This window comes from Caloranaerobacter longqiensis, from assembly GCF_050286925.1.
Classification (GTDB): Bacteria; Bacillota; Clostridia; order Tissierellales; family Thermohalobacteraceae; genus Caloranaerobacter.
Genome location: NZ_JBFWFX010000009.1, coordinates 82,273 through 90,114 on the forward strand (window position 1 = coordinate 82,273; position 7,842 = coordinate 90,114).

9 protein-coding genes are annotated in these 7,842 nt (G+C 28.0%); all 9 read right to left on the reverse strand.

What is annotated here, in order from left to right:
- Positions 1-59: 59 nt before the first annotated feature.
- A complete protein-coding gene (locus AB4Y15_RS09050; protein WP_427339885.1) occupies positions 60-1,481 on the reverse strand; it encodes a sensor histidine kinase in 1,422 nt (473 codons plus the stop codon).
- On the reverse strand, positions 1,459-2,163 hold the full coding sequence (locus AB4Y15_RS09055; protein ID WP_427339887.1) for a response regulator transcription factor: 705 nt from the start codon (positions 2,161-2,163) through the stop codon (positions 1,459-1,461). The genes AB4Y15_RS09050 and AB4Y15_RS09055 overlap by 23 nt, the downstream gene beginning before the upstream one ends.
- Before the next feature lie 71 nt (positions 2,164-2,234).
- Positions 2,235-3,587, reverse strand: a complete 1,353-nt coding sequence (locus tag AB4Y15_RS09060) for a hypothetical protein (protein ID WP_427339889.1) — start codon at positions 3,585-3,587, stop codon at positions 2,235-2,237.
- Positions 3,588-3,717: 130 nt separating this feature from the next.
- On the reverse strand, positions 3,718-4,332 hold the full coding sequence (locus AB4Y15_RS09065) for an ABC transporter permease (protein WP_427339891.1): 615 nt from the start codon (positions 4,330-4,332) through the stop codon (positions 3,718-3,720).
- On the reverse strand, positions 4,262-4,504 hold the full coding sequence (locus AB4Y15_RS09070) for an ABC-2 family transporter protein (RefSeq protein ID WP_427339893.1): 243 nt from the start codon (positions 4,502-4,504) through the stop codon (positions 4,262-4,264). Before AB4Y15_RS09070 ends, AB4Y15_RS09065 begins: the two co-directional genes overlap by 71 nt.
- Positions 4,505-4,519: 15 nt before the next feature.
- On the reverse strand, positions 4,520-5,302 hold the full coding sequence (locus AB4Y15_RS09075) for an ABC transporter permease (RefSeq protein ID WP_427339895.1): 783 nt from the start codon (positions 5,300-5,302) through the stop codon (positions 4,520-4,522).
- A gap of 16 nt (positions 5,303-5,318) precedes the next feature.
- Entirely contained in the window at positions 5,319-6,332 is a 1,014-nt protein-coding gene (locus AB4Y15_RS09080; RefSeq protein ID WP_427339897.1) for an ABC transporter ATP-binding protein, read from the reverse strand.
- A 444-nt stretch (positions 6,333-6,776) separates the two neighbouring features.
- Positions 6,777-7,424 carry a SurA N-terminal domain-containing protein gene (locus tag AB4Y15_RS09085; protein ID WP_427339899.1) on the reverse strand — a complete coding sequence of 216 codons (648 nt, stop codon included), beginning with the start codon at positions 7,422-7,424 and terminating at the stop codon, positions 6,777-6,779.
- A 117-nt stretch (positions 7,425-7,541) separates the two neighbouring features.
- A partial coding sequence (locus AB4Y15_RS09090; protein ID WP_427339900.1) for a hypothetical protein occupies positions 7,542-7,842 on the reverse strand: 301 nt, incomplete at its 5' end.

Consider the following 7,842-nt stretch of genomic DNA (forward strand, 5'->3'; position numbering starts at 1 on the left):
GTAAGGAGGTTGAAAATGGAACAAAAAAGCAAAGTAATTTTAAACCTTAATAGATTTTTTCACTTTTTATCTAAACTTAGATTTTTCGGCAATATTAATTTGACTAGTGTACCCACGCCTTCCTGGCTCTCTATATTTAAAGCACCTCCATGCAGTTTGATAATTTCATTACTTATAGCAAGTCCTAAACCACTTCCTGATTTTTTTGAACTCCCTTTATAAAATTTTTCTTTCACCTTATGTATATCTTCCTTAGGTATACCAATACCTTCATCTTTAAAGTCAATATAGACATTATTTTTATCTTCATAAATATTTACAAAAACTTTTTTACCTCTATCAGTAAATTTTATTGCATTATCAAGTATATTGATAAATACTTGTCTTAATCTATTTTTATCTCCACTAATCAATATACTTTCACTACTATAGGAATAGTTTAATTCGATTTCTTCCTTTTTTACCTTACCTTCAAATATTAAAATTACTTCATCTAACTCCTTTTTTATATCTATCACTTCATAGTTCAAAGATATTTTTCCACTTTCAAATCTTGAAAAGTCTAACAATTCTTCTACCATTTTTGTAAGTCTTTCCGTTTCTTTTATTATTATTTCTAAACCTAATTTTGTTTCTTCCTTATCATTTAAGTCTCCAGTCAGTATAGTTTCACTCCAACCTTTTATTGAAGTAAGTGGAGTCCTTAATTCATGTGAAATAGAAGATATAAACTCATTTTTCATTCTCTGCACCTTTGACAGTTCACTAGCCATAAAATTTATAGTGTCTGCTAATTCTCCTATCTCATCATTATATAATTTATCAATTTTTACCGATAAATTACCTTTAGCAATATCTTTAGATGCCTTTGTAATCTCTTTTATTGGATTGATTATCGTCTTCGTAAATATAATACTTAAAATAAGTATCAATATTAGAATTATTATCATTACAGCCAAAGACATTAAAAACCATCTTCTAATAACATAATCTGCTTTTTCAATAGAAGTAACATATCTCAATACTCCTATAATTTTACCTTCTGAATTTAATAATGGTGTCGAAACAGCCATTATTTTCTCATCTGTATTTATATCCCTACCTATCCAATAACCTGTAACCCCTTTTAAAGCTCTATAAAAATCACTAGTTGCAACCTTCTCTTTACGTTCAAAGCCACTTGAATTCTGAATAATATTACCATTTAAGTCTACTGCTTGAATTTCGGCATAATCATTGAAAGTATATTCTTCAATTATATCTTTTATATCTTTTTCAAAATCAAATATACTAGTATTTAAATATTTATTATAAAAGCCAGCAACAACAATAGCTCTATTCATTAAAGTTTGTTTAATGCTATCATAGTAATATCTTCTAACGAAGAACATAAATAGTCCTTCTAACACTATCATCACTAACAAAATGATTAAAATATAGTTAACAACCCATCTTCTTTTAATTCCCTTCAATACCATCATCCTTTTTCCATCTATATCCATATCCCCATACTGTTTCTATAAATTTAGGTTCGGAAGGATTATCTTCTATCTTCTGTCTTAGTCTTCTAATATTCACATCTACTACTTTAATGCTTCCAAAATAATTCTTTCCCCAAACTTTATCCAGTATATAATCCCTACTCAAAGCTTCACCTTGATTCTCTAAAAACAATTTCATTATAGCAAATTCTGTCTGTGTAATATCTATGGATTTACCTTTTTTGAATAATCTACGTTGCTTAAAATCTAATTTGAAAGGCTCGCAAATAATTTCATTTTTAGCCTTTCTTTTAATCATATCTATTCTACGGCATAATGCATCTATTCTAGCAACTAGTTCGCTAGGACTAAAAGGTTTTACAACATAATCATCTGCTCCTAATACTAATCCATTTATTTTGTCCATCTCCTGTGTTTTGGCAGTAAGCATTATAATACCCATAGTCTCGTCTTTTTCACGGATTTTTTTGCAGACTTCAAAACCGTCTATACCTGGAAGCATTACATCTAAAACAGCGATGTCAACTTCCTCATTATTTAAAATTTCTAAAGCATCTTCTCCAGTATTTGCTTCGATTACATGAAAACCTGCTCTTTTAAGATTTATTACTATAAATTGTCTTATTTCTGCTTTGTCTTCTAAAACTAATACCTTCCTCATCTTTCTACCCCTTTAATACATCAAAAATATCTAAAGCAAAAGCTTTAGATATTTTTGACTACTTATTATTCCTAAAATTTGAATTTATAAATTCTAAAATTATTTTTAATTTCTTCTAAACTCAAACTCATTTTCTTTGCATAATCATTAGTCAAATTATTTTCTATAGATACTGCATATACTTTATTCGCTTCTCTATGCAACTCAACATATTTACCATTTTGTGAGCCTTCTTCCCAATTTTTTTTGTCGAATACTCTTATAGTAAATAATCGATGTTTTTTATTTTCTTTATCTACATAACTGAATATTAACTCATCATTACCATTGTTTTCATCAGGGTAATTATGAATTAAAGTAATTCTTTCATCCCACTTTTCTGGGAATTTAAAATAATATCCTCCCCATATATCAAAATACCCTTCACTACTAAACTTCAATCCATTTTTTCCATCCCATTTATACCATGAAGTAATCCATGGAATTTCAGCCATTGATGCATCTTCATAAGTTATTGGTTCTCTTAATAATGGAATCTCTATAATTCCATCATCATCTATATCTTCACTTATCGCACCATAAGACCTAAATGTCTTATCAACAGTCTCAGTCTCTTCATCATAAAAAACATTTTTCAACTTTCCATTTTCCATGACAATAAGTTCAGTAATAGATGAATGTGCTCCTACTGTCGCATCTAAAAATATCCCCTTTTTATCTTTACTAGCCATACCTACTTTAGTTGAATAATGGCCACCTATTGCTCCATCCATTTTAACTTCATCTACTAATTTAATTTCTTTATCGACATATTTATAAAGTTCACCTTTTGCTTTAATCTCATTTTTATTTAATTTTACTAGAAAAATTTCTGATTTTTTATCATTATCTAAATCATCAACTGCAAAAGCCTCATAAGAATCATTAAATATTTCTACTGATTTACTATTTTCATATTTATAAACACTTAATCCTTTATTAATTCCTTCTTCTCCTATATTCCAGCTTACTATTATTTCTAATTTACCATCTCCAGTTATATCTTTGAATAATATACTGTCAAAATTATATCCTATTCCTTTAATCCCTTCATCTATTTCCCATTCATCTCCTTGTTTTTTCAGTATAAGTCCTCTAAGAGGGTACTTATCATTTTTTAACATATATAAAACTAAAACTTCATCTTTTTTATCATTATCTAAATCTACAAATTGTATTGCACTATTATTTTCTCCTTTTCTAGGACTTACAAGTTTAGCATTTGAATCGAGTACATCCTTCACTAAAGCTTTGACTTCTTCTTGACTAATAGATAATCTTGGTGATTCCATTAAATTTTCAGCATCATTTAATCCACATGCTGTGAAAAGACTAGCACTAACAAGTGATGCTACTAACATTAGTTTGACTAGCTTTTTTTTCATACCGACTCCTCCTCTTTATTTTTTACAACTTTTATTATAGCTAGTCTTTTCTATAAAATCGTTACAAAATGATTACTTAATAAAAACAATATTTTTTCTGCACATGCTATATAATTACAAAATTTTATCCTTACCAACCAGGAGCATTATATCGTTTTGACCCTGCTTGCCAGAGGCGATAGCCTATCAGATTAAGAATACATGCTAGAATTATCGATAGAATCATTACATGATTCAGTTGCCCTGTTATAACATATAGTCCCGGATAATATCCGATAAAAGCAAAAGGAATCACCCATGTGAAAATAAACTGCACTATTTTATGATAAATATTAATTGGATAACGTGAAGCATTAATATTTCTCAATATAAGTATCTGAAATCCTTGAACTCCAACAAACCAAAAATTTAGTGAAGTTAAAATAAGAAAAAATCCTAATTGAATAAAAACAGCTACAATTAATAATATCAAAGAAATTATAACACGTGTTATTGTGAAAGAAATTTTCATTTTAAACAATGCCACTCCTACCAGAGTACACCCTACAAAAAACGCTCCAGCATCCCCTAAATATACTTCCTCAATACAAATTTGAAAAAGACTATTAATAGGTCGTAATAATACTTTACTTAATTCTCCCCTGACAATATATCGCTCTCCAAGTCTGAATATATTACCAAAAAAAAACAGAAAAAATACTAAAGGTAATTTGAGAGAATCCGAAAAAGAATAACACTTCCTCATAACTCCAGCCCGATATATCAGGAACTTTAGAAAAAATTGCCCATAAGAAAAAAATCCCCACTGTCTGCATTAAAATATCTGCAAATAAAATAGATACGTTTAAACGATACACCAATTGTTTTTTCAAAAACATACTGTAGTATCTTAAAGCAATCATTAAATACCTTTTCATAGAATACCACCCTTCTTATCCCCCTTGAATTACCATTGTCCTCCGTACCAGCTTTGTCAAATATTGCCCTAATCCGAACATAATAATTACCCATGCCACTTGAAATCCAATTGTCAGTAATAAGTCATGTTGATAAATCCTTCCCATTAAAATCTGAACTGGAATGTAGCCTACAGCTTTAAATGGAAGTGAATTAATAATAATCTGAATGCCTTTAGGAAAAAATTCAATGGGAATTAGTAAACCAGAAAATACATTTACTAAAAAAACTTTTCCCCACAGCAATCCATCAATATTTTTAACATATACACTAGCTAATCCCACTAAATAATTTAATAAAATGGATATTTCAAGCGCCAGTATTAAACTAATAATACTATAACAAACATAAACGAAATTGATAGATGTATTAATTAATAATAATCCTATTAAAATAAAAGGGCTTGTTACAAATATTAGATTAACTAAAGATTTCCCAAAAGATAGAAAAGAATAATAAATTTGAAGATTAACAGGTTTTAATAAATCAAATATTAAATCTCCTGTTCGAACTCCCATTGCCATTTGTTGATCAATATCATTTGAAATCCACATTGCAATTCCCTTTGCAATAAAGGTATAAACTATTATTTCTTGAAAACCATATCCGGCAATCCTATCACCATGCTTGTAAACTGCATTCCATATACTCAACTGAACAACCAACCCAATAATTATCACAAGATAATTTAGCAGTAAATGAATTCGGTATGCATTCATTTTATAAAAATGAAGTTTTATTAATTTTATATATCTCAAGATTTTCACCCTCTCACTATAGATCAACAGGAGATATCTGATTTTCCCTTTTTTCCCATAGTTTTTGAACAATCTCCTCAATAGAAGCTTCTTCAATTACGATATCCTTTAATTTTGCTAAACTAACAAAATATTTAATAATTGCATTTACATCGTGGACATTTTGATCTAACGTTAATTGAATAGTCGTTTCATTAAGAAGATTATACTTACAGTTCATTTCTTCTAATTTCTTCTTTATATCATCATTTATCCTTTCCTTTAGCTGTAATTTAACATACCGATGTTTTGACATGCTCTGCTTTAGCTCCATTGGATTCCCCTGAAAATAAAGACTGCCATTATCAATAATAATAATTTTATGACAAAGTCTTTCTATCTCTATCAGATCATGGCTGGTAATAAAAATGGTAGTGTTAAATTCTTGGTTAATCTGTTTTAAACATTCTCTGATTTTCAATTTTACATTAACATCTAAACCAATAGTTGGTTCATCTAAAAAAACAACTTTAGGCTGGTGTAATAAAGCTGCCACAAGATCACATCGCATCCGTTGTCCAAGACTCAACATTCTAACCGGTTGCCCCAATATATCTGTTATTTCAGTTATTTCTGCTAACCACTCTAATCGCTTTTTGAAATCAGTTTTATCGATTTCATAAATGTCCTTTAACATATAAAATGAATCTTGAACACCGATATCCCACCACAACTGACTACGTTGTCCAAAAACTACGCCAATTTCCTTTAAAAACTTTCGTTGATGTTCTTGTGGGATATATCCATTAACCAATACCTTGCCTTTATCTGGATGAATAACTCCAGTTAATATTTTTATCATTGTAGATTTTCCTGCACCATTAGCACCAATCAAACCCACAATTTCTCCTTCTTTAACATTAAAATTAATATCTTTTAATGCATGAACTGTGCGATATTGTCTTGCAAATAAATTTTTCATCTGCCCCAAAAAACCTGTATGCAGCTGAGGTATTAAATACGTTTTTGAAAGATTCTCAACTGTAATCATTTTTTCACCTCTATACTATTGTTTCTTTAATAATCTTATATAAAGTTATTGAAAATTCCGACAACTATTTATGTGCTCAGTTTTCTGCTATAAATTTCACTTAAATTTTATTCATTTTTTCTATTAGCTTTAATTTTTCATGAAACTTTTAGCTTCATAAACTCGTAGCCCTTTAAATAAAATCGAAAAATTATTAGTATTTTTATTTATTACTAATAAATTTATATATAAAATTATATATGTATAATATAGCATGTCAACTATTTTTTTCCTGTTTTATAATAAAAATGTCCAATATACCTACAGTAAAAGCTACAAAAAGGATTCAACAATATAGATTAGAAATAACTTATAGCAGGAGTGTTAATTGCTATGCTTTTATTAATGGTTCTTTATGCTTGTACTAATTTAGAAACATATTAGCATAATATATTTAGACAAAAATTAAATTTTTGAATTGTTGTTAAAATACATTTTTACTTTAATTTTCTCTTTCTCAGCTTTTATCAATTCATCTATTTTCTTATCAACTAATCTTTCTATTTCTTTTAATGTTTTATCTTTATATTTATTTCTAAACTCTTCTCTAAAAGTTTTACGATATTTACCTTCTAATAAAGCACTCCTATAAATTTCAAATGTTTTATCGCTACTCCAAAATTCCTCTTCAGTAAAACCGAAACTTTCTAAAAATACGTTGAACTTTTCTTTAGCTTTATCATTACTATCTATAAAAGTTCTAATTTGCTGAATATATTCTTTGACTTCATCATCTGACACTGTTATTCCTTTTTCTCTAGCCAATTTTTTAATTAAAACATGCTTAACAATAAAATCTGTTATTTTATTTTTATCTTCAGTTTTCAACATTGCTCCTACTGTTTTAAAACGCTGCAATGTAATAGCCTCGTCTCCTATTTCTAAAACTACATCCCTGCTTGTCTTATCTTTTTCTATGTCTTTTACTTTTGAATCTATTTCTTTTAATTCTTTTTTAAATATATCGAAACTATTAATTTTTGATGCACCAACCGCAACTCCTAACACCAGTAAACATAAAATAATAATAAACTTTACATTTTTCAATCTCATTTTACCTTCTCCCTTTTTATTTAATTTTTTTATAATGATTAATATTTGTAAACATAAGTAACAGTTCATATAAATTTTATAACGCTTAATTAGTTAAATTTATATTAAATATAGTAACTAATACTCAGTTGATAGACCATCTCGTTTTGTGTAATAATAACAAAGCTTAAAAACAATTAATCCTATTAGTACATAAAAACCACTATTAAAAATTAAATTTATCAAGTCATTTGCTGTTATTTTATTACCTATTAATATATTCTGCGAAAGTCTAATACCTATGGTTAATGGTAGCATTTCTGAGATATTAACTACAACTTTAGGTAGTTTCTCTAATGAAACAATTCCACCTGTAAAAAATAGTAGAAAATATGATAATATAGATTCAAATGAAGCTGTTTTTGTAAAAATTAGTGTC